23 protein-coding genes are annotated in these 22020 nt (G+C 61.4%); 19 read left to right on the plus strand and 4 right to left on the minus strand.

What is annotated here, in order from left to right:
• Positions 1-52 precede the first annotated feature (52 nt).
• From P3T40_RS15795 to P3T40_RS15880, 18 genes are all read left to right on the plus strand, one after another.
• On the plus strand, positions 53-1111 hold the full coding sequence (locus tag P3T40_RS15795) for a hypothetical protein (protein ID WP_429268646.1): 1059 nt from the start codon (positions 53-55) through the stop codon (positions 1109-1111).
• 35 nt (positions 1112-1146) lie between these two features.
• Positions 1147-2961: a nickel-dependent hydrogenase large subunit gene (locus P3T40_RS15800; RefSeq protein ID WP_429268647.1), complete on the plus strand. Its 1815-nt coding sequence runs from the start codon at positions 1147-1149 to the stop codon at positions 2959-2961.
• Positions 2958-3524 (plus strand): NifU family protein, encoded by a 567-nt coding sequence (locus P3T40_RS15805; protein ID WP_429268648.1) that lies wholly within the window; start codon positions 2958-2960, stop codon positions 3522-3524. The genes P3T40_RS15800 and P3T40_RS15805 overlap by 4 nt, the downstream gene beginning before the upstream one ends.
• Positions 3521-4159 carry a DUF5947 family protein gene (locus tag P3T40_RS15810; RefSeq protein ID WP_429268649.1) on the plus strand — a complete coding sequence of 213 codons (639 nt, stop codon included), beginning with the start codon at positions 3521-3523 and terminating at the stop codon, positions 4157-4159. The genes P3T40_RS15805 and P3T40_RS15810 overlap by 4 nt, the downstream gene beginning before the upstream one ends.
• Positions 4152-4847: a DUF6084 family protein gene (locus P3T40_RS15815; protein WP_429268650.1), complete on the plus strand. Its 696-nt coding sequence runs from the start codon at positions 4152-4154 to the stop codon at positions 4845-4847. The genes P3T40_RS15810 and P3T40_RS15815 overlap by 8 nt, the downstream gene beginning before the upstream one ends.
• Positions 4844-6247 (plus strand): hypothetical protein, encoded by a 1404-nt coding sequence (locus P3T40_RS15820; protein WP_429268651.1) that lies wholly within the window; start codon positions 4844-4846, stop codon positions 6245-6247. Before P3T40_RS15815 ends, P3T40_RS15820 begins: the two co-directional genes overlap by 4 nt.
• Entirely contained in the window at positions 6244-6795 is a 552-nt protein-coding gene (locus tag P3T40_RS15825) for a hydrogenase maturation protease (RefSeq protein WP_429268652.1), read from the plus strand. Before P3T40_RS15820 ends, P3T40_RS15825 begins: the two co-directional genes overlap by 4 nt.
• Before the next feature lie 84 nt (positions 6796-6879).
• A complete protein-coding gene (locus P3T40_RS15830) occupies positions 6880-6981 on the plus strand; it encodes a DUF6893 family small protein (protein WP_429268653.1) in 102 nt (33 codons plus the stop codon).
• 23 nt (positions 6982-7004) lie between these two features.
• The gene (gene hypF, locus P3T40_RS15835) at positions 7005-9452 is read left to right on the plus strand and encodes a carbamoyltransferase HypF (protein ID WP_429268654.1); all 2448 of its coding nucleotides are present in this window, start codon (positions 7005-7007) and stop codon (positions 9450-9452) included.
• A gap of 34 nt (positions 9453-9486) precedes the next feature.
• The gene (locus P3T40_RS15840) at positions 9487-9762 is read left to right on the plus strand and encodes a HypC/HybG/HupF family hydrogenase formation chaperone (protein ID WP_429268655.1); all 276 of its coding nucleotides are present in this window, start codon (positions 9487-9489) and stop codon (positions 9760-9762) included.
• A gap of 126 nt (positions 9763-9888) precedes the next feature.
• The gene (locus P3T40_RS15845; protein ID WP_429268656.1) at positions 9889-10578 is read left to right on the plus strand and encodes a D-sedoheptulose-7-phosphate isomerase; all 690 of its coding nucleotides are present in this window, start codon (positions 9889-9891) and stop codon (positions 10576-10578) included.
• Complete coding sequence (hypD, locus tag P3T40_RS15850; protein ID WP_429268657.1) at positions 10575-11777, plus strand: hydrogenase formation protein HypD; 1203 nt, start codon at positions 10575-10577, stop codon at positions 11775-11777. Before P3T40_RS15845 ends, hypD begins: the two co-directional genes overlap by 4 nt.
• The gene (gene hypE / locus P3T40_RS15855; protein WP_429268658.1) at positions 11777-12904 is read left to right on the plus strand and encodes a hydrogenase expression/formation protein HypE; all 1128 of its coding nucleotides are present in this window, start codon (positions 11777-11779) and stop codon (positions 12902-12904) included. The genes hypD and hypE overlap by 1 nt, the downstream gene beginning before the upstream one ends.
• A 61-nt stretch (positions 12905-12965) precedes the next feature.
• Entirely contained in the window at positions 12966-13286 is a 321-nt protein-coding gene (locus tag P3T40_RS15860; RefSeq protein ID WP_429268732.1) for a hydrogenase maturation nickel metallochaperone HypA, read from the plus strand.
• On the plus strand, positions 13286-14362 hold the full coding sequence (gene hypB / locus P3T40_RS15865; protein ID WP_429268659.1) for a hydrogenase nickel incorporation protein HypB: 1077 nt from the start codon (positions 13286-13288) through the stop codon (positions 14360-14362). The genes P3T40_RS15860 and hypB overlap by 1 nt, the downstream gene beginning before the upstream one ends.
• A 314-nt stretch (positions 14363-14676) precedes the next feature.
• Positions 14677-15726 (plus strand): C45 family autoproteolytic acyltransferase/hydolase, encoded by a 1050-nt coding sequence (locus P3T40_RS15870; protein WP_429268660.1) that lies wholly within the window; start codon positions 14677-14679, stop codon positions 15724-15726.
• Between the two features lie 25 nt (positions 15727-15751).
• Positions 15752-17098 carry an aspartate aminotransferase family protein gene (locus P3T40_RS15875; RefSeq protein WP_429268661.1) on the plus strand — a complete coding sequence of 449 codons (1347 nt, stop codon included), beginning with the start codon at positions 15752-15754 and terminating at the stop codon, positions 17096-17098.
• 36 nt (positions 17099-17134) lie between these two features.
• Complete coding sequence (locus P3T40_RS15880) at positions 17135-17689, plus strand: carboxymuconolactone decarboxylase family protein (protein ID WP_429268662.1); 555 nt, start codon at positions 17135-17137, stop codon at positions 17687-17689.
• A 70-nt stretch (positions 17690-17759) separates the two neighbouring features.
• Here P3T40_RS15880 and P3T40_RS15885 read toward each other — a convergent pair whose 3' ends face one another.
• The gene (locus P3T40_RS15885; protein WP_429268663.1) at positions 17760-18797 is read right to left on the minus strand and encodes a GSU2403 family nucleotidyltransferase fold protein; all 1038 of its coding nucleotides are present in this window, start codon (positions 18795-18797) and stop codon (positions 17760-17762) included.
• A 376-nt stretch (positions 18798-19173) separates the two neighbouring features.
• Between P3T40_RS15885 and P3T40_RS15890 the strand changes: the two genes are divergently transcribed.
• On the plus strand, positions 19174-19599 hold the full coding sequence (locus P3T40_RS15890; RefSeq protein ID WP_074295191.1) for an OsmC family protein: 426 nt from the start codon (positions 19174-19176) through the stop codon (positions 19597-19599).
• 121 nt (positions 19600-19720) lie between these two features.
• Here the strand turns inward: P3T40_RS15890 and P3T40_RS15895 are convergent, their stop codons facing one another.
• The 3 genes from P3T40_RS15895 to P3T40_RS15905 are packed head-to-tail and all read right to left on the minus strand — an operon-like array spanning position 19721 to position 21766.
• Positions 19721-20335, minus strand: coding sequence for a hypothetical protein (locus P3T40_RS15895; protein WP_429268664.1), 615 nt, complete (start codon positions 20333-20335; stop codon positions 19721-19723).
• A gap of 43 nt (positions 20336-20378) precedes the next feature.
• Positions 20379-21170 (minus strand): molybdopterin-dependent oxidoreductase, encoded by a 792-nt coding sequence (locus P3T40_RS15900; RefSeq protein WP_429268665.1) that lies wholly within the window; start codon positions 21168-21170, stop codon positions 20379-20381.
• A gap of 2 nt (positions 21171-21172) precedes the next feature.
• The gene (locus P3T40_RS15905) at positions 21173-21766 is read right to left on the minus strand and encodes a cytochrome b/b6 domain-containing protein (RefSeq protein ID WP_429268666.1); all 594 of its coding nucleotides are present in this window, start codon (positions 21764-21766) and stop codon (positions 21173-21175) included.
• Between the last annotated feature and the right edge of the window lie 254 nt (positions 21767-22020).

The following is a 22020-nucleotide window of genomic DNA, read 5'->3' on the forward strand; positions in this document are numbered from 1 at the left end:
CCACGTATCTTTGCCGGCCTAAAAATACGCGGTAAGGAGTGGAGGCTCGATCATGGCAGAAGCAGATGGCGTTCCGTATGGGCGCAAGACTCAGCACGCGCCTGCTCTAAAGGAAGTTCACATTATCTGGATTACCGCGGGCCTCGGCTGCGACGGTGATTCGGTTTCCATTACCGCCGCGACCCAGCCCAGCATTGAGGATGTCATTCTCGGTGCGATTCCCGGTTTGCCGAAGGTTCATCTGCACAATCCCGTGCTGGCGTATGAAAACGGCGACGAGTTTCTCGTGCCCTTTCATCAGGCCGCTCGCGGTGAACTGGAGAACTTCGTACTGGTAATGGAAGGCTCGATTCCAAACGAACGTATTAATCGTGAGGGATATTGGGCCGCCTTGGGTACTGACCCGGATACGCATGAACCGATCACCATTCCCCAATGGCTCGACCGTCTCGCGCCGCGCGCGCTGGCGGTGGTCGGCGCAGGCACGTGCGCAACTTACGGCGGTATTCATGCGATGGAAGGCAATCCTACCGGCTGCATGGGGTTGGCCGATTATCTCGGCTGGAAATGGAAGTCGAAAGCCGGTTTGCCGATCGTGAACGTGCCGGGCTGCCCCGTGCAGCCGGACAACTTCATGGAGACGCTGCTGTATCTGCTGTATCAGCTTGCGGGTCTCGCGCCGATGATCCCGCTTGACGATGCGCTACGGCCCAAGTGGTTGTTTACACGTACCGTGCATGATGGCTGCGATCGCGCAGGCTCCTACGAACAGGCGGTTTTCGCGACCGAATACGGCAGCCCGAATTGCATTGTCAAGCTCGGCTGCTGGGGGCCGGTGGTGCAATGTAATGTCCCCAAGCGCGGCTGGATGGCCGGTATAGGCGGTTGCCCGAATGTGGGCGGCATCTGTATCGGCTGCACCATGCCAGGCTTTCCCGACAAGTTCATGCCGTTCATGGACGAGCCTCCCGGGGCAGTGCTCTCGTCGAATCTGATCAAGAGCTATGGTCCGCTGATTCGCAGTTTGCGCAAGTTGACCAACAACACGCTCAACGTCGAACCGAAATGGCGGCACAACCGCTCGGAACTCACCACCGGTTACCGTCGTTGAATGGCGGGATGCGACTTGTCAGCAGGGAGAAATTTATGGCCACTATTACCGCACCCGAAGCCACGGCGAGCACCCAGGCGGCGCCGGGCAAACTGGTCGAGATGAATTGGGATCCGATTACACGGATTGTCGGCAGTCTGGGTATTTACACCAAGATCGATTTTGCGAACCGGCGGGTGGCCGAGTGTTACAGCACCTCGTCGATCTTTCGCGGCTACAGCATCTTTATGAAGGGCAAAGACCCACGAGATGCGCACTTTATTACGAGCCGCATTTGCGGCATCTGTGGCGACAATCACGCGACCTGCTCTGTATACGCGCAAAACATGGCGTATGGCGTGAAGCCGCCGGTGATTGCCGAATGGATCGTCAATCTCGGCGAAGCGGCCGAATATATGTTCGACCACAACATCTTCCAGGACAACCTGGTGGGTGTGGATTTCTGCGAGCAGATGGTCAAGGAGACCAACCCCAGCGTATGGGACAAAGCGCAGAAAACCGCCGCGCCGCACGCGTCTGAACATGGCTATAAAACCATTGCCGACATCATGCGGGCGCTCAACCCGTTTACCGGCGAGTTCTACCGCGAAACGCTGATGGTGAGCCGTTATACGCGCGAGATGTTCTGCCTGATGGAAGGGCGCCACGTTCACCCATCGACGCTTTATCCGGGTGGCGTGGGCACGGTGCCGACCATTCAGTTGTTCACCGATTACATCACCCGGCTGATGAAATATGTCGAGTTCATGAAGAAGGTGGTGCCGCTGCACGACGACCTGTTCGACTTTTTCTACGAGGCACTGCCGGGTTACGAAGAAGTGGGGCGCCGCCGCATTTTGCTAGGGTGCTGGGGTTCGTTCCAGGACCCGAATGTGTGCGACTACAACTACAACACGATGACGCAATGGGGCCGCGGTATGTTCGTCACCCCAGGCGTGGTAGTGGACGGCGAACTGGTGACTACCGATCTGGTGGACATCAACCTGAATATACGCATCCTGTTGGGCAGTTCGTATTACGACGATTGGGACCACGAAGAAACCTTCGTCAAGACAGACCCGCTTGGCAATCCGGTAGACCGCAAGCACCCGTGGAACCAGACAACGTTGCCGCGTCCGCAGAAGCGCAAGTTCGACGGCAATTACACCTGGGTGATGTCGCCACGCTGGCTCGACAAACGCACCGGCGATCACCTCGCGCTCGATACCGGCGGCGGTCCAATTGCAAGGCTGTGGGCCACGGCGTTGGCGGGCCTGGTCGACATTGGCTATATCAAGGCCACCGGTCACAGCGTCAAGATCTACTTGCCGAAGACCGCGTTGAAGCCCGAAGTGGAGTTCGAGTGGAAGATTCCGAAGTGGAGCAACGCGATTGAACGCGATCGCGCACGCACCTATTTTCAGGCCTATGCGGCGGCGGCCGCGCTGTATTTCGCAGAGCAGGCGCTGGCCGAGTTGCACGCGGGCCGCACTCGCACGTTCACGCCGTTTAATGTGCCGCAGGAAGCGATTGGCTGCGGCTTCCATGAAGCGGTGCGCGGTGTGCTCTCACATCATCTGGTGATTCGTGACGGCAAGATTGCCAACTATCACCCGTATCCACCCACACCGTGGAATGCGAATCCGCGCGATATCTATGGCACGCCTGGGCCCTACGAGGACGCGGTGCAGAATACGCCGATTTTCGAAGAGAACGGTCCGGACAAGTTCAAGGGAATCGACATCATGCGTGCGGTGCGCAGTTTCGATCCCTGCCTGCCGTGCGGCGTGCATATGTATGTCGGTAACGGCAAGACGATCGACACCTCGCATTCGCCGACCTTCGGCGTCATGCAGGGAGCGCACAAGTGAGCGATGCCCGGACGAGCGAAGCGCAACAGCGCCGCATCGAAGAGTTGATTGCGGCGCTGGAGACGCTCGACGATCCGCACGCAAGGGAACCCGCCAAAGAGCTGCTGCAGGTGGTGCTCGATCTGCATACGAATGGCTTGTCGCGGTTGATGGAGATTGTGGCGAGTTCGGGCGCGCTGGATGACGCGCTGGTCGAGGCGCTGGAGCGGGATCCGCAGGTGTCGGCGCTGCTGCTTTTGCATGGCTTGCACCCGCAGGACTTGCCCACCCGCGTGGCGCGCGCCGTCGAAAAGATGCGACCGCTACTCGGTGCGCAAGGCATTCAGATCGAACTGATCGACGCCGCCGAAGAGGCGGTGGCGGTGCAGGTGTCCGGGCGCTTGCAGGGCAAGCACAACACAGTGGCGGAATTGCAGCAGGAAATCGAGCGCGCGATCTTCGAGGCCGCGCCTGAGGCGATGCGCATCGAGATTGCAGGGTTGCCCGAGGTGAACGTGCATGAGCTGCGCTTTGTTCCGAACCATTCCGATGTAACGAGCCGGACTGAGGCCGGCGCGCGATGAATCCCGCCGGCGCTACCGGGAGTGGCTGGGTGGCGCGGTTGCGCCAATTCGTGCGCCAAACGCCGGAGGTGCGGTGCGGATTGTGCGCCTTGCCGATCCTTCCCGATCATCCCCATCTGTTCGAAGTCAGCAAACGTCAGTTGTATTGCTGCTGCCGGGCGTGCGCGCTGCTGTTCGGCAGTCAGCAAGGGGCGCACTACCGACCCGTACCGCGAGACAGCTGCTATCTGGATGGCTTTCGCATGACGGACCTGCAGTGGGATGCGCTGGCCATTCCAATCGATATTGCGTTCTTCTTTCACGACAGCGACGCGAAGCGGGTCGTGGCCCTCTACCCAGGTCCTGCTGGCGGTACGCAGTCGGCGCTCGATCTGTCCGCATGGGACGAACTCGTCGCCGACAATCCGGTGCTCGGGCAATTGCAGCCGGACGTCGAAGCGTTGCTGGTCAATCGTACCGAAGGCGCTCGCGAGTATTACCGGGTGCCGATCGATCAGTGCTATGCGTTGACCGGACTCATCCGTGCGCGGTGGCGTGGCCTTTCGGGTGGCGCACAGGTATGGGAGGCAATCCGCGGCTTCTTTACGGCGCTTAAACGCCATGGCCGTGTGCCGGAGGGCTTGCTCCATGCCTGATCTCACGTTCACTGTCGAGCGTGCCGAAGTCGCGCCGTTTGCCGCCGCGCCGTTGCTGTTGTTCAAGCTGCATATTGCCTCTGCCGCTTCCACGGCGACGGCCACGGCCACGGCGACCCAAGCGGCTACGACGCCCGCAAGCGAAGCGGTTGCCAGTATCACGCTGCAATGCCAGATTCAGATCGAGGCAGCCCGACGCCGCTATACCGCGCCCGAGCAGGATGGCCTGCAGGATCTGTTCGGCACACCTGAGCGTTGGGGCGATACTCTGCGCACGATGCTATGGACCCACACGACTATCGTCGTGCCACCATTCGACAGTGAATGCACGATCGATCTGCCGGTGCCGTGCAGCTACGATCTGAACGTCGCCGTGAGCAAGTATTTCTACGCGCTGGAGGAAGGCGAGATTCCGCTGATGCTCCAGTTCAGCGGCACGGTGTTCTATCGCGACGCCGACGATGCCTTGCAGGTCGCGCCGATCCCGTGGCACAAGGAAGCACCGTTCCGTTTGCCGGTCTCGCTATGGCGCGACATGATGGAGCGCTACTACCCGAATGGCGTGTGGTTGTGTCTGCAACGAGATGTGTTCGACCGGCTTGCGCGCTACAAATCGCAACGCGGCTTCGCGAGCTGGGAGCAGGCCGTGGCGGGGTTGCTCGATGGCATCGAGGAGGATATCTCATGACTCCGGTCGAGAGTGTGGTACAGGCCGTGCTGTACGAGGGGTACATGCTGTATCCCTACCGGCCGTCTTCGGTGAAGAACCGCCAGCGCTGGACCTTTGGCGGTGTGTATCCAAGGGCTTATTCGCAGGCCTCAGGTAGCGATCCCTGGCTCATGCAGAGCGAGTTTCTGATTCGTGGCGACGCGCGCACCCGCATTGGCGTGCGGCCGGGTTTTCTTCAGGTGATTGAACGAGTCGTGCTGGAGGCGCCGGTTGCCTCGTACGACGGGGCGCCGGCGCCCGTTGGGCAGATCTCACGCGAGGTGCTGAGGCTCGATATTGACGACCGTCGCTATTATCCCTGGCAGGAAGCCGCCGAGCGGCATATCCGCATTCCGGAAATCGTGCTTGGCGAACTGCTTGGTGCGCCGCGCGAGACTGCGTTCTCGTTCGACGCTGGCAGTGAGCTCGAGACCCTCACCGATCAGACTGGCGCCGTACGCGGCGCGCTACGGCGCACGCACTGCCAACTCACGGGGCGGGTCGAATTGGCCGCGGAGCGGGTGGTCGAAGGCGTGTATCGCGTGACGAACCGCATCCTGAACGAAACCCCGCTGAGCGAGGCGAAAACGCTCAAACGCGATGCGGCTTCGCTGTATGCGTTGGTGTCCTGTCATACGGTCTTGACGGTTAAGGGTGGCGAGTGCGTGTCCTCGATCGATCCGCCTGCCGGCCTCGAAGCCGCCGCCGCCTTATGCAAGAACATCGGTGCATGGCCGGTGCTGGTGGGCGACGAAGTGCGGCCCGACACGATGCTCGCGTCGCCGATCATTCTCTACGACTACCCGCAGATTGCGCCTGAAAGTACCGGCGAGTTGTTCGACTCGACCGAGATCGACGAAATTCTGACGTTGCGCATTCTCACCATGACAGACGACGAAAAGCGCGAGATGGTCGGCACCGACGAGCGCGCCCGGGCTTTGCTCGCGCGCACCGAGAGCCTTGACGCGCAGCAGATGCAGAAATTGCACGGCACCATGCGCCAGATCCGTCCGGTCGACGGGCGGGATGTTTTTGCGGCGTCGGTTCAGGACGAGCACTACGAACCGGTTTCGCCGTGGGCCGAACTGGATGCGCGTCCGCATCTCGCTTGCGTGCGCGTCGCTGGCGTCGAAATTCAGGTGGGCGACCAGGTGCGCCTGCATCCGCGGTGTCGGGCGGACATCTTCGATATCGCGCTAAGCGGCATGGTGGCGACCATCGAATCGATCGAGCGCGATTTCGACGATCGCGTGCATGTGGCCGTGACCATCGACGACGATCCCGGCAAGGACCTCGGCATGGCGCGCATGCCCGGCCATCGCTTCTTCTTTGGACCGGACGAGATCGAGCCTTTGAAGGACGGCGGGAGGCGCGCATGAGCGGCATTCTGGTCGCCGGTATCGGCAACGTGTTTTTCGGCGACGACGGCTTCGGCGTGGAAGTGGTGCGGCGTCTCGAAGCAAGAGGGGGCGTACAGGTGCAGCCCGAATTGGCGGTGCAGGTACGTATCGTGGACTTCGGTATTCGTGGGATCGACCTGTGTTATGCGCTGCTCGACGGCGTGGATGCCGCGATCCTGATCGATGCAACGCAGCGCGGCGGCGTTCCGGGCACGCTTTATCTGATCGAACCTTCGAGAGATGACGACGGGACCGCTGAGGCGGCCGATCCGTACGCACCGCCGGTCCTGATGTCACCTCACGAAATGGATCCGGCCAAGGTGCTGCAAACGGTGCGGATGCTGGGTGGTGGTTGCGAAGACATTCTGGTGCTCGGCTGCGAGCCGGCCGATTTTGGTTTCGATAATGGCGAGGAGGGCCGCATGGGCCTTAGCCCTGCGGTTGGGGCGGTTGTCGATCAGGCGGCCGATATGGTCGAAACGCTGATCGCGCAAACGATGGAGCGGCTGAGCTTGCGCACGGCTTAGGGGCTTGTACGGCGGAGTACCGTGTTTTGCGGTGTTTCGCAGTATTGTCGAAGTTTGGCCGCAGTGTCGTATCAGGGAGGCGTGATGAAAGGATTCCTGAAGTATCTCGTGTTGCCGGCTCTTGTGCTGGGTTTGCTGGCTAACGCGAAAGATATCAAGCGTTATTTGCGCATCCGCAGCATGTAGCGGCTTGCGACGGGGAGAGCGTGATGAGCACTAGCGTACATCCGTCTGGCGGCCGGTCTGGCCCAGTGCGTCCGGTTGGTGAGGAGATCCGCGTGCGCGGACTGGTACAGGGTGTCGGCTTCCGGCCCACAGTGTGGCGGCTCGCGCATGACTGCGGGTTGCGCGGCGATGTCCGTAACGACAGCGATGGCGTGCTGATCCACGCCTGTGGCGATGTCTGGACGGTGGAGCAGTTTTTGGCCCGCTTGCGCGCCGAATGCCCGCCGCTTGCACGGATCGATGCGATCGAGCGCCATGAATGGGTGTCGGTTGCCGAAGTTGACGATTTCCGTATCGTGCCAAGCGTTGGCGGTCCGGTGCAGACGGGCGTGGTGGCCGATGCCGTGACTTGCGCGGACTGCCTCGCGGAGATTGTCGATCCGGCGAACCGGCGTTATCGCTATCCGTTTACGAATTGCACGCACTGCGGCCCGAGGCTGTCGATTATCGACGCGGTCCCCTACGATCGCGCGAATACGACGATGGCGGCATTCGCGATGTGCGAAGCCTGCCGTAGCGAATACGAGAATCCGGCGGACCGGCGTTTTCATGCGCAGCCGGTGGCATGTGACGTATGCGGACCTCGGGCGTGGCTCGAGGCGCCGGATGGTTCAGTGCTGGAGTCGCCATCCGATGCGTGTGCTGCCGCGAGTCTTGCTTTGCAGCTTGGCTCGATTGTGGCGATCAAAGGGCTAGGCGGGTTTCAGCTTGCCTGCGACGCCAGCAATGAGCCGGCCGTTGTGCGTCTGCGGCGCCTGAAGCGCCGCGAACGCAAGCCGTTTGCGCTGCTGGCGCAGGATCTCGAGATGATTCGCCGCTATTGCGCGGTGAATGATGTCGAGCGCGCGTTACTGCAAAGTGCCGCGGGACCGATTGTGGTTCTGCCCATGGGCGAGGCTTCTTGCCATATCGCCCCCAGCGTAGCGCCCGGTGTGAACACGCTCGGTTTTATGCTGCCGTCCACGCCTTTGCATCATCTGCTGATTGCGTCATTCGACCGGCCCCTCGTGCTGACGAGCGGCAACACCAGCGACGAACCACAATGTATCGACAATGCCGATGCGAGGGCACGCCTTGGGCGTATTGCCGACGTCTTCCTGATGCACAACCGCGATGTTGCACGGCGGGTTGACGATTCCGTGACGCGCGTGGTGCTCGGTGCGCCGCGTGTGCTGCGCCGTGCGCGAGGTTATGCACCCGCGCCACTGGTTTTGCCGCCGGGCTTCGAGGAAACACCGGCGATCCTCGCGATGGGTGGCGAACTGAAGAACACCTTTTGCCTGAGCCGCGATGGTCAGGCAATCGTCTCGCACCACATGGGCGATCTCGAAGATGCATTGACGTATGCCGACTACCGTCGCTCCGTCGCTCAATATCTGACACTGTTCGAGCATGAGCCACGCGCGGTGGCACTCGATCTGCACCCCGAATATCTGTCACGCAAGATTGGCTTCGATCTGGCGGAAGCACGAGATTGGCCGCTTGAAGAGGTACAGCATCACCACGCGCATATTGCCTCGTGCATGGCGGAGAACGGTATTCCGCTCGACGCGCGCCCGGTGCTGGGTGTCGCGCTCGATGGCCTCGGCTACGGCGCAGACGGCACGCTTTGGGGCGGCGAATTCATGTTGGCGGGCTATCGCGAGTTTATCCGGCTGGGAATGTTCAAACCTGTGGCGATGCCAGGTGGCGCGCGGGCAATCTATGAGCCGTGGCGCAATACCTATGCGCATCTGGTGGCGGCGTTCGGCTGGGATGAGTTCGCACAGCGCTATGCCACGTTGGAATTGCAGCGCTTTCTCGCCGCTCGTCCGCGCGACATGCTCGACACGATGATTGCACAAGGCGTCAATAGCCCACTGGCGAGCTCCGTGGGCAGGCTATTCGATGCGGTGGCCGCTGCGGCAGGGCTGTGCCGGGAGCGCGTGCTGTATGAAGGACAGGCCGCAGTGGAATTCGAGGCGCTCGTCGACGAAAGCACGTTACGCGAGGAGGATGACGCGCTGGCGTATTCGTTCGGACTGGCGCATGCTGGGGAGGCGGGTCTGCGTTGCGTCGACCCGCAACAAATGTGGGAGGGCCTGCTTGACGACCTGCTGCGCGACACGCCGGTTTCTGTGATCGCTGCGCGCTTTCATAAGGGGTTGGCAATCGCGATTGTGCAGATGATCGAGTTGCTGGCGGACGAGTTGATCGATCACGGCAGCGAGGGCGATAACGCTCCCTTCACGCATCTGAGCGTGCGTGCTGCGGCCCCGGCGGTCGCGCTATCTGGGGGCGTGTTCCAGAACCGCATTTTGCTCGAGCAGGTTGCCGGACGGCTGGCCGCCGTGGGTTTGCGCGTGCTGTCTCACCGTCAGGTGCCGCCCAACGATGGCGGTTTGTCGCTCGGACAGGCCGTCGTCGCTGCGGCACGACGGCTTGCGCGATAGCCCAGCGATCAACGCAGTCTCAATGGAGAGCAACATGTGCCTGGGCATTCCCGGACAAATCGTCGAGATTACCGATGCTGCGAACCTTCTGGCGCTTGTCAATGTCGGCGGTGTGCGGCGCGTCATCAATATTGCGTTTATCGTCGATGAGGAGCGAGATGCGGAGGCGTGTGTCGGCGAATGGGTGTTGGTGCATGTCGGTTTCGCAATGAGCCGGCTTGACGAAGATGAAGCGGCCCGCACGCTGGCATTGCTGCATGAATTGGGCGTGGCCCAAGCCGAATTCGATGAGTTACGCGGCGTGGCTTAGCCGTGTGCGCGCGCGTCTTGAAGCTACAGCCTGGAAGGAATGCGCAGTAAGTACGGAAAAGAGCGGCGGGCGCAGCAGAGGCTGAGAGCATTCGGAGGCACGAGGAGCAAGTCACGGAGATACATCATGCCCGAACATGAATCACTACAAGGGCTCTATCCTTTCCTGCATGGAGGCAGGCAGGACGCGGACAAGCTCGAAGCTGCGCTGCTGGAATCGGTCCATCTGAAGGCGCAGGACAGCGTCGACACCAAACGGCGCTTTTTTGAGGCGAACGGGCCCGCCGTGGTCGCGGTGGCGCATGCAATCGCCAGCGTTTATCGGCATGACGGGCGGCTCTTTACGATGGGCAACGGCGGGTCGAGTTGCGACGCCGCGCATATTGCCGTCGAGTTTCTGCACCCTGTCACCACGGGCCGGGTGGCACTGACCGCGATCAATCTTGTCGCAGATACGGCGATGATGACGGCAGTGGGCAACGACGTCGGCTTCTCGCACATTTTCGTCCGGCAACTGGTGGCGCAGGCGCGGCGTGGCGATGCGCTGATCGGCGTGTCGACGAGCGGCAACTCCGAAAATCTGCTGGCGGCCTTTACCAAGGCACGCGTAATGGGGCTGCTGACGATTGGCCTCTCGGGACATGATGGCGGGAAGATGGCCGCAAGCCCCGACCTCGATCATTGCCTGGTAGTGCCGAGCGATAGCATCCATCGCGTACAGGAAACGCACGTCGCGATTTACCACATCCTATGGGACCTGGTGCATACGCTGCTGGCCGACGAGCGCGGTGGTCTGGCGCAAGGAGCACAGCGATGAAATACGTCGACGAATTCCGTGATCCGCATAAGGCTCAGGCGTTGGCGAAGGAAATTCGCGCAATTGTGGCGCGGATCGAGCGCGCCAAACAGCGGCCGCTGCAAATCATGGAAGTATGCGGCGGCCACACGCATACGATTTTTCGTTATGGCATCCAGCAGCTTTTGCCCGATGCCGTGGAGTTCGTTCATGGGCCTGGTTGTCCCGTTTGCGTGCTGCCGATGGGCCGCGTCGACGATTGCGTAGCGCTCGCCGAACACCCGGGGGTGATCTTTACCACCTTCGGCGATGCGATGCGCGTGCCGGGTTCGAAGAAAAGCCTGCTGAAGGCCAAAGCGGATGGCGCAGACGTGCGCATGGTGTACTCGCCGCTCGATGCGTTGAAAATTGCACAGAGCAATCCAGCGAGCGAGGTGATTTTTTTCGGCCTCGGCTTCGAGACCACAATGCCCAGCACGGCGATGACCATATTGCAGGCGAAGGCGCAGAACCTCAAGAATTTTTCGCTGTTCTGCAATCACATTACGATCATCCCGACCGTCAAGGCGATTCTCGATTCGCCCGACCTGCATCTCGACGGGTTCCTGGGTCCAGGCCACGTGAGTATGGTCATCGGCACACGCCCATATGACTTTATCGCGCAACACTACCGCAAGCCGATTACGGTAGCGGGCTTCGAGCCGCTCGATGTGCTGCAGTCGATGTGGATGGTGCTGCGGCAGATTGCCGAAGGGCGTTGCGAGGTGGAGAACCAGTACGGCCGCATCGTCTCGGAGCACGGCAATGCGCAGGCGCTGTCGGCGATCCAGCAGGTCTTTGAATTGCGTGAATTTTTCGAGTGGCGTGGGCTAGGATCGATCGATCATTCCGGTGTGCGGATCCGCGATACGTTTGCGGCCTTCGATGCGGAACGCAAGTTCGATGTACCGAACATCAAGATCGCCGATCCTAAGGCTTGCCAATGTGGCGAGGTGCTGAAGGGTGTGATCAAACCGCATCAGTGCAAGGTCTTCGGTACTGCCTGTACGCCGGAATCGCCGCTCGGCTCGTTGATGGTGTCGAGCGAGGGTGCCTGTGCCGCGTATTACAACTATGGACGTATCGATACCTCACGGCTCGAGCGCAAGGGCGGGGGACGTGGCGCGGCCGCGCACGCAAGCGTGGTGGTGCCCGAAACCATGGAACGAGGTGGCCGTTGATGAACGAACGTGCCACCAACGCTATCGATGCTACTGCGCCTGCGAGCGCGCCCGCAGCATCTGCAGATGGCGCCGTGTCAACGCCACGTCGCGTCGCGCATATCCGCGACGCATCGGTCAATCTTGCCCACGGCAGCGGCGGCCGGGCGATGCGCGATCTGATCGAGGACGTGTTCGTCTCGACCTTCGACAATCCTATGCTCGCGGCGCTGGAAGATCAGGCGGTGGTGCCGCTGGCGCAGCTCGCCGCATACGGCGACCGCCTCGCTTTCACGACCGACAGTTACGTCGTCGATCCGCTGTTTTTTCCGGGCGGCGATATCGGCACGCTGGCGGTGTCCGGCACGGTCAATGACCTCGCGGTGTCCGGCGCGACGCCGCTTTTCCTGTCCTGCAGCGTGGTGATCGAGGAGGGCTTTGCCGTCGAAAGCTTGCGGCGGGTCGCGGCCAGTATGCAGCGCGTTGCGCTCGTCGCGGGCGTCGCCGTCGTGACGGGGGATACCAAGGTCGTGGAGCGTGGTTGCGCGGACAAGCTTTTTATCAACACCGCTGGTATCGGTGTGGTGCGTCGTGACGTGTCGGTCTCCGCGCGCTATGCGCGGCCCGGCGACGTCGTGATCGTCAACGGCTATCTCGGCGATCATGGTGCGGCGATTCTGGTGGCGCGCCAGCAGCTTGCACTCGAATCCGATGTAGAAAGCGATTGCGCTCCGCTCAACGGGCTGATTACCGTGATGCTGAATGCTTGCCCCCAGATCCACTGCCTGCGCGATGCTACACGGGGCGGGGTGGCGACAGTGCTCAACGAATTCGCGCAGAGTTCGAACGTGACTATCCGGATTCGCGAGGCAGATGTGCCGCTGCGCGAAGAAGTGAAAGGTGCTTGCGAGATTCTCGGGCTCGATCCGCTTTATCTTGCCAATGAAGGGAAACTGGTCGCGGTCGTGCCGTCACATGCTGCCGCCAGGGTTCTGGCCGCAATGCGCACGCATCCGCTGGGCCGCGAGGCAGCGGCGATCGGTGAAGTTGAAGAGGGGCCAGGCGGCCTGGTCGTGTTGCACACGGTGTTCGGTGGGCAGCGCATTGTCGATATGCTGGTTGGCGAGCAGTTGCCGCGCATCTGTTAGCGTCTGGAGGTATTCACCAACGCGCACGAGTGCGGCTTCGAGGAGGCGCGTTGTGCATGAGATGAGCATTGCCAGCAGCGTCGTCGAAATCTGCGCCGAACAGGCGAAGGGCGCGCGTGTGATGCGCGTGACACTTGAAATCGGCCAACTGTCGGCGGTGATGCCCGATGCGATCCGCTTCTGCTTTGACGTGTGTGCACGCGATACGCTGGTGGAAGGTGCGACGCTGGAGATTATCGAAACACCGGGGCAGGCGCGTTGTCTTGCTTGCGGCGCGACGCTGGCCCTCGCGGAGCCGTTCGGCCAGTGCGAATGCGGCAGTGTCGACCTCGAGCTGATTTCGGGGCAGCAACTGAAGATCAGGCAGATGGAGGTAATGTGATGTGTACGACATGTGGATGCAATGAGACGCAAGCTGCGACTGTGACCGATCTGGACGAGCGGGAGCAGGGGCGGGTAAGGCCAGCGGATGTGGCCGAACAGCAGCAGGATGCAGAGCACGCTCATCCGCATGACCACGAGCACGAACAGGGGCACGACAAAGTCCACGAGCACGAACATATTCATGAACACTCGCACGGCCATGAACATATGCACGATCATGCGCATCCCCATGAGCATGCTCATGACCACCAAAATACGCACGACCATGCCCACTCCCGCGACCATCAGCACACACACGACCACATACACGAGCACGAACATCCGCATACACACCCACACCCGTCCAGCGAAGCACTTGCACTAGAACCCGCCCACGCCCATGCCCGTGAACACGGAACTTCGGTCACGCTGGAACAGGACATTCTGGCGAAAAACCAGTTGCTGGCCGAACGCAATCGGGGCTGGCTCGCGGGACGCTCGATCCTCGCCTTGAATCTCGTGAGTTCGCCCGGTGCCGGCAAAACCACGCTGCTCGAACGCACAATCCGCGACCTGGGCGATACGCTGCCGCTGACGGTGATCGAAGGCGATCAGGCCACGCTCAACGACGCCGAGCGTATTCGTGCGACGGGGACCCGGGTAGTCCAGATCAACACCGGCACGGGCTGTCATCTGGACGCCGGGATGGTGTCCCGCGCCCTCACTCAACTTGACCCGCCGCTACGCTCGGTTGTGATGATCGAGAACGTGGGCAATCTGGTGTGTCCGGCGTTGTTCGATCTCGGCGAGCAACAGAAAGTGCTGATTCTTTCGGTGACGGAGGGCGAGGATAAGCCGGTGAAGTATCCACACATGTTCCGCGCCAGTGGACTGCTGTTGTTGAACAAGATCGATCTGCTGCCGCATCTGAATTTCGACGTGGCACGTTGCATCGAATACGCACGCCGCGTCAATCCGGCGATTGAAATCCTGCAGGTGTCGGCGCAGACCGGTGAGGGGATGGACGCGTGGTACGCGTGGCTGCGCTCGCACAGCGCAGACCTGTCACGGATGAGCGCAGCGCACACCGGCTAGGCGCAAATTGCGGAGGGGCACCGCGCGGTGGAGGCTCGACTAAACCACGGGCCACCCGTAAGCACACGCAAGTTGCCGCGACTGGCCCACTATGCTCACCAATCTCACCAACGCCAACTCTTCCGCTTCATTCGATGCATTTTTAAGTCGGTTGACAACATATGTTGTTGAGAGGTATATATTCGAATGGAATGGTGAATGGATGCCACGAGTACTGACGGCATCCATTCACTTTGCTGCACAGGCGAGCGGTTGTGGTTGGCACGCCAATGCGGCGCGAGGACAAACAGGGTTTTAGCGAGGCATAACCGTCAATGCAGGAATGGAGTCTTTTTCGTGTCACCGGCCGTCCGGATGACATCGGATACAGGTTGGGGGAGCTGGCGCGGCCAATCATGGCGCCGTACATGCAGCAAAGCGCCGCATGGCAACGGGTTAGCCGGTGGCGCGGCCACCCGTTTGTTGAGGCGCTGCGCCGTGCGGCTGAAGTGCACTTCCCCGCGATGGTCGCTGAACTCGAGGGCATGGCGGCAGGCCTCGGATGGCCAATGGAAGACGTGTTTCTGTGGAATTGCCGTGGCGAGCTGATCCACAACGCACCGGACGGCTGCACGACGCTCGCGGCGGTTTCGGGCAACGCACGTTTCATCGCGCACAATGAAGACGGCGATCCGTATCTGCGCGAACGGTGCTTCCTCGTGGACGTTCAGCCTGTCGGCAAGCCAGGCTTCGTGAGTTTCTATTATCCGGGCTCGCTGCCCGGACATACTTTTGCCGCCAACCGCGCCGGCCTCGTGCAGGCTATCAACAATCTGCGCATCCGCACACCTGCTGCGGGTGTGCCGCGCATGATCCTCGCACGCGCCGTGCTCGACACGCGTTCACTCGACGAAGCCGTCAAGCTGCTGAGCGACGCGCCGCGTGCCAGCGGCTTTCATCACACGCTCGGGTGCGTGGGCGACACCCGCCTGTTGAGTATCGAAGCAACCGTGCGACGCTGCTCGTTGGTCGCCGATACGCCGCGGTTCGGTCACGCGAATCACCTGATTCACGACGGTTGCGACAGCGAAGCGCAAATCGTGACCGACTCGTCGCGCGATCGCCAGACACGCGTCGACGCTCTGCTGCCGGCGCTTCGCACGCCGGTTGCAGATGACGCGTTGCTACGCGTACTGCAAGACCGGGCGCCCACTGGCCTGCCTATTTACCGTGACGATCCACGCGATCCCGACGACGAAAACACCTTGGCCACAGCACTGTTTCGCATCGAAACAGACGGTGTGGCGATGCAGGTCTATCGCCAAGGGCATTGTGCCTTCGACACTTTTATTCCCTTGGCGACGCATTCGAACGCCGCCTTTTGACCGCGATCACGCGATAAGGAATCCTATGTCTACCGTGTTTCACCGTGCACCGAAGCAAACACTGCCGGTCGCCGTAGCGGGCGACGGCATCGAAATTATCGATTCCACCGGCAAGCGCTATATCGATGCATCCGGCGGGGCCGCGGTCTCGTGCCTCGGCCATAGTAACCAGCGCGTGATCGATGCGATCAAGCGCCAGTCCCAGCAATTGCCTTACGCGCACACCTCGTTCTTTACGACGCAAGTGGCGGAAGAACTCGCGGACCGGCTGGTGGCGAGCGCGCCGCAGGGCCTGGATCACGTGTATTTTGTGTCGGGCGGCTCGGAGGCGATTGAGGCGGCGCTGAAGCTGGCGCGCCAGTATTTCGTCGAGAAGGGTGAACCGCAGCGCCGTCATTTCATCGCGCGGCGTCAGAGCTATCACGGCAATACGTTGGGTGCGCTGGCGATTGGCGGCAATGCATGGCGCCGCGAGCCGTTCCTGCCCATCCTGATCGAAGCGCATCATGTGAGCCCGTGCTACGCGTATCGCGAACAGCGCGCTGATGAAACCGAAGAGGCCTTTGCGCAACGGCTTGCCGATGAGTTGGAAGAGAAGATCCTCGAACTCGGCGCCGACACGGTGGCGGCCTTCGTCGCGGAGACGGTGGTGGGCGCAACCGCCGGCGCCGTGCCGCCGGTACGCGAGTATTTTCGCAAGATTCGCGCGGTCTGCGACCGCTATGGTGTGCTATTGATTCTCGACGAGATCATGTCGGGAATGGGGCGCACCGGCTATCTGTACGCATGCGAAGAGGATGGCGTGGCCCCCGATCTGCTGACCATCGCCAAGGGTCTTGGAGCCGGTTATCAGCCGATTGGCGCGACGCTGGTCAGCAAGCGCGTTTTCGACACGATCGTCGGCGGCTCGGGCTTTTTCCAGCATGGTCATACGTATATCGGGCATGCAACGGCGTGCGCCGCCGCACTCGAAGTGCAGCGCGTGATTGCCGAAGACAAGCTGCTGGACAACGTTCAGGCGCGTGGCGAACAGTTGCGTGCACAACTTCGCGAGCACTATGCGCAGCATCCGTATATCGGCGATGTGCGCGGGCGTGGTTTGTTCGTCGGCGTTGAACTGGTTCAGGATCGTGCGTCCAAGATCCCATTCGATGCGAAGCTCAAACTGCATGCCGCAATCAAGCGTGAGGCGTTTGCGCGTGGCCTGATGGTATATCCGATGGGCGGCACGGTCGACGGCAAGAGCGGCGATCATGTTTTGCTCGCGCCGCCGTTTATCTGCACGGCGCACGATATCGACAATATCGTCAGCCGTCTCACCGACGCGATCGACGGTGCGCTGGTTTCAACCGGCGTGCGCGCTGCAGCGTAATCGCCGACGGGCGCTTCATTATTTGCGGGAGTTTTCATGACTGACCGTTCGCCGCGTTTCGACGCATCGAATGCCACGCCAGAGCAGAAGGCCGTACTCGACGAGATCCTGTCCGGTCCGCGTGGCAACCTCAACGGCCCGTTCCTGGGCTGGATTCACAGTCCCGAGCTTGCGCAGCAGGCCCAACGACTGGGTGCGTTCTGCCGCTACCGCACGGGCTTGCCGCTGCGCCTGTCGGAACTGGCGATTCTGGTGACGGCGGCGCGCTGGCAGGCCCAGGCCGAGTGGTATATCCACTATCCGATCGCGCTCGAAGCGGGTGTCGCGCAGGTTGACGCCGAGGCAATTCGTCTGGGGCGGCAGCCGTCTTTCGCCAATTCCGACGATGCGCTGATCTACGCTTTTGCTAGCGAGCTATATGACACGAAGCGCGTGTCCGATGCGACTTATGCGGCCGCCGTGACGCGCTTCGGGCATGAGGTCACCATCAATCTGGTCGGCTTGCTCGGCTATTACGCGCTCGTCGCCATGACGCTGAATGTGTTCGATATGCGGGCGCAAGGGCAGGAAACGTTGCCGTTTGCGGAGTGAGGAAGGGCGATACCCGCGAGCCGTGAGCGCCCCACGTCATCCACGTGAAGCACTTGAATTTCGCCCCAGGCTACGCGCCCGCGCCCAGATCCGCCAAGAAGTCCTGAGCCCGTTCCGACAAGTCGGGCACCAAGTTCAGCGCGTGGGTGGCGGCCATCGCGACCCGCGGACGCGCGGACTTCTCCAGTCCGTCGACAGCGGACGACAACCACTCCGGAAACTTCTCGACGAGCGCGTCGATCAACACGGCGGCCTGCCGGCGGTCCTTGTCCGCCTTGAGCGCGTGCGACGCCGTACGCAGGGTGCTGACGATCAGCTTGTGAAGGGCGAATCTCGCTGGGTCTGGCAACATCACCGGGATCGCGTGTTCCTTGCCAAGCACAAAGCCGGGTGCAGGGTTCGACATTAAATACCTGAAGTGCGGTAACCCGGTTGCATAAGCGCGCAAGTGGGGCAGCGCCTTCGTCTCGTACGCCTCCGTGCCCGGCACGAGCAAGTCCACCTTGAGGGGCTGTCCACGCGCCTTGAATGAGGTGGAGGGCTTACGCGAGTCCAGTTCCGGTACTTCGAGAAAGGGCAGGCTGCTCTCACGCAGGATATCCAGAAAGCTGCGCTCTTCCGGGATTGCCACGGAAATAGTGCCCGCGCTGCCGATGTCGATGTCCTCTGTGCGGTAGTTCGCAGGTAGCCGGACACCGAGGCTATTCAGCAGCGAGCCAAACGCATGGGAACCGACCAGCACGCCGCCGTGGCCGAAGATCCCAGCGTTGAAGAGCGTGGCGATGGTGAGCGCCGAAGAATTGTCGGCAGCCGCGAAACCTGCCTTGCGCAGAACCTGCACATCCGCGCCCAAGGTGCGCATCTCCGCGCTTTCGAGCAGTTTCGCTTCGAGCGCAGCCTCGGTAGCCGGTTCTCCGGCGCGGCCCAGCGAGGTTTCCTTGTGTTTTCCCGACGCCAGATACACCCTCCAGTAGGTGTATGTTTTCCCGTCGACGGTCTTTTTGGCGGCGGAGCCGGGCGAATGCAGCGGCACGAGCGCCTGCGTGCTTGCGCGCTCGGTGACCGAAGAGTAGAGCGTCTGGAGTGCGTCGTTGTGGAAATCGACCATGGCGATCCGTTCCTTATACCTTAGGATTAAATGGTAGGGTATAAGCAGGGCTTGGTCAAATTTATACCTCACGATCTAATCAGAAGGGATAATTCGCCCGACGCGTTCTACCTTGGGTCTAGACGGTGAACCCCCTTCTCAACCAGTCCCACTCCCACCGCCAAGCCACTCCACTCGGCCCAGCTTCGAGCCTCACATTGGCCGACGTCGACTCCAAGAAGCGCCTATCATGAAGTCCGGTCTACGCCCGCGCCTGTCGCGCTGCGTAGCACTCTCGATCGATGCCGATGCCGCAAGAAACCCGGGCTGGACCGTTGCGGCGGGCGTCATGGTCGAATGCACGGCAACACCGGCAGGGCACAAATTGGAGAGAGCGATGAAGCGCAAGGCATCAGCGGTCTGGCAAGGCGGCCTGCAGGACGGTAAGGGTACGATTTCTACTGATAGCGGGGTTCTGAAGGACACCCAGTATTCGTTTGCGACGCGTTTCGAGGACGGTATCGGCACCAACCCGGAAGAGCTCATCGCGGCTGCCCATGCTGGGTGCTTCTCGATGGCGCTGTCGGCTGAACTGGGCAAGGTGGGCATCAAGCCGGAACGCATCGGCACCACGGCAACCCTGACGCTCGACAAGGCCGACGGTGGCTTCGCGATTACCGCCGTCCATCTGGACGTCAAAGTGAAAATCCCCGGTGGCGACCGGGCTGCGTTCGAAAAAGCCACGGCGGATGCCAAAGCGGGTTGCCCGGTGTCGAAAGTGCTGAAAGCCACCATCACCATGGATGCGACGCTCGAAACCTGAGCGTCATCTGAGCGAAGCATCGCCATGCTGGCGGATCATTAGCATCGCCGCCTGAAGCGGAAACAAGAATGGCCCGGAATGCTCCGGGCCATTCATTTGCCAAACAGCATACTGCCGGCTATTACATCGGCGGCGCGACGCCATCCTTTTCGACCACTACCCGTTGCGCCACAAATGCGCCCTGCGCCGCAGGTGTCGCGACCACGAACACCTTTTTGCCCGGCGTCAGGTCCGTGCGTGCTGCCGGCGTGAACGTCACGATAGGCACGTTCTCCGGTACCGTCACCACATTGTTGCCACCTTTGTACGACAGCTTCAGATCGCGGCCGCTGGTGCCTTCAACAACCGTATCGACGTTCGCGTTTGTCATCGAGCTGTTGGGACCCAGGTCCCATGCATAGTGGCCTTCGCCGGTGCCGCGCGCCGATTCCGGAAACACCACCACTTCGGTGGCGGTCAGCTTGCCGTCGGTCCCCGTGGTGGCGGCCGTGCCGATGAACGAGCCTTGCTTGATGTCGGCAAGTTGCATCGCCTTGACCGCCGAGATGCCGACAGTGGGCGCCACGTTGATAGAAACCGTATCGCCGCTGCGACGATGCACCTGCAGGACGTCGCCGTTGAGCGAGACGATTTCGCCGCGAATGCGCGAGGGTTTGACAGCAGGCGTCTGGGCAAGCGCGACGCTCGCGAAAGCGAGCGCAGCAAGCGAAACGCCGAGTTTCAGGCGGATAGACATGGAATCTCCGTGCAGTGTTGTCAGTTGAAGAAAGGGATGCTGCTCAGGAACCGCCGAACCAGTTGTAGCCCTGGTTCTCCCAGTAACCACCGGGGTAATCGTTCGTCACGGTGATCGCGACGATATGTTTGGGATTCTTGTAGCCGAGCTTGGTGGGCATGCGCAGCTTCATCGGAAAGCCGTATTTCGGCGGCAGCACCTGGCCGTCGTAGGTGAGCGTGAGCAGCGTCTGCGCGTGCAGGGCAGTGGGCATGTCGATGCTCGTCCAGTAGTTGTCCGCGCAATGCAATGACACATAGCGTGCCGTCGTGTCCGCGCCGGCGCGTTTGAGGAAATCGGCAAAGCGCACGCCGCCCCAGCGGCCGATCGCGCTCCATCCTTCAATGCAGATGTGCCGGGTGATCTGGTCCTGCTGCGGCAGGGCGTGCAGCTCGTCGAGCGTCCACACCCGTTTGCCGTTTGCACGACCGCCTACCTGAAGCCGGTACGTGGCCGCGTCGACCTCGGGCACATCGTCGATGTCATAGAACGCGTTAAATGGAAACGGCCGCGTGATCATCGATTCCGGATAGGTCGGCGCCATCTTGTTCGGGTCGAACAGCAGGGCCTGCACGTCGTCGTTGAAGAACGAGATCCTGCGCAACATCGTATTGACCGACTTGTCGCTGCTCAGATCGCAGCCGGACAACAAGGCGAGTCCTCCGAGCGAGAGAATCCGCTTGCCGAGCAGACGGCGCGCCGGGTCCTTCAATTCCTTGTGGGCATCCTTGATGATGGAGTCGGCATGGGACGATAGCGTCGCGCCGGGTTCGCCGTTGCGTTTGCGAATCGCCATGGCTACCGTCCCCGAATCATCAGAAGCAGGGAGCGCGGCACCAGCGCGACCATCACGACGTGCACGGCAAAGAAGGCCACAAGCACGCTCATACAGACGAAATGCACGACGCGCGCGTTGTCATATCCGTCCATCAAGGTGCGCAGCAGCGGAAACTGCACGGACTTCCAGACAGCCAGTCCCGACAGCACCAACATGACGATATCGACGATGACAATCAGATAGGCCAGCTTCTGGATAGCGTTGTAACGGCTCAGGTCGCCATGAGTGAGGCGGCCGCGCAGGGCCGCGAGCGTATCGGCGGCGAGCGATTTGATACTGAGCGGCAGCAGTTTCCGGCGCAGCCGTCCTGAAGCAATATTGAGCGCGAGGTAGACGAGGAAATTCGCCACCAGCAGCCACATGACCGCGAAGTGCCACAGCAATGCACCGCCTAGCCAGCCGCCCAACGTGATGGCCGGTGGAAACTGCACGGCCGGAAAGATGGGCGAGGCGTCGTAGACCTGCCAGCCGCTCATCACCATCAGAACGACGGCTAGCGCATTAATCCAGTGTGTGACGCGAACCCAGACGGGTTGAATCGTGGTGTGACTCAAAGCAATCTCATCGTTGGTGGCAATTCACGCTGGAGGGGGCGCCAAAGCGCGTGCTGCGATCCGGAAGCACGGCCATGCACGCACCGCTCCCAGCGCGGTATCAGAGGGCGAACACCGTCTTCCCGGCGTTATTCCGTGGAGGGCAAAAAAGATTTCTTACAGAATGATCACGGCGTCGCGCCGTGCGGTAGATGCGGCGCCCAAGGTGCCACCGCGGTCGGTCTTGGCGGCGCAGCTCCGGCAAGACGCCTGCG

Source organism: Paraburkholderia sp. EB58, from assembly GCF_050436665.1.
GTDB lineage: Bacteria > Pseudomonadota > Gammaproteobacteria > Burkholderiales > Burkholderiaceae > Paraburkholderia.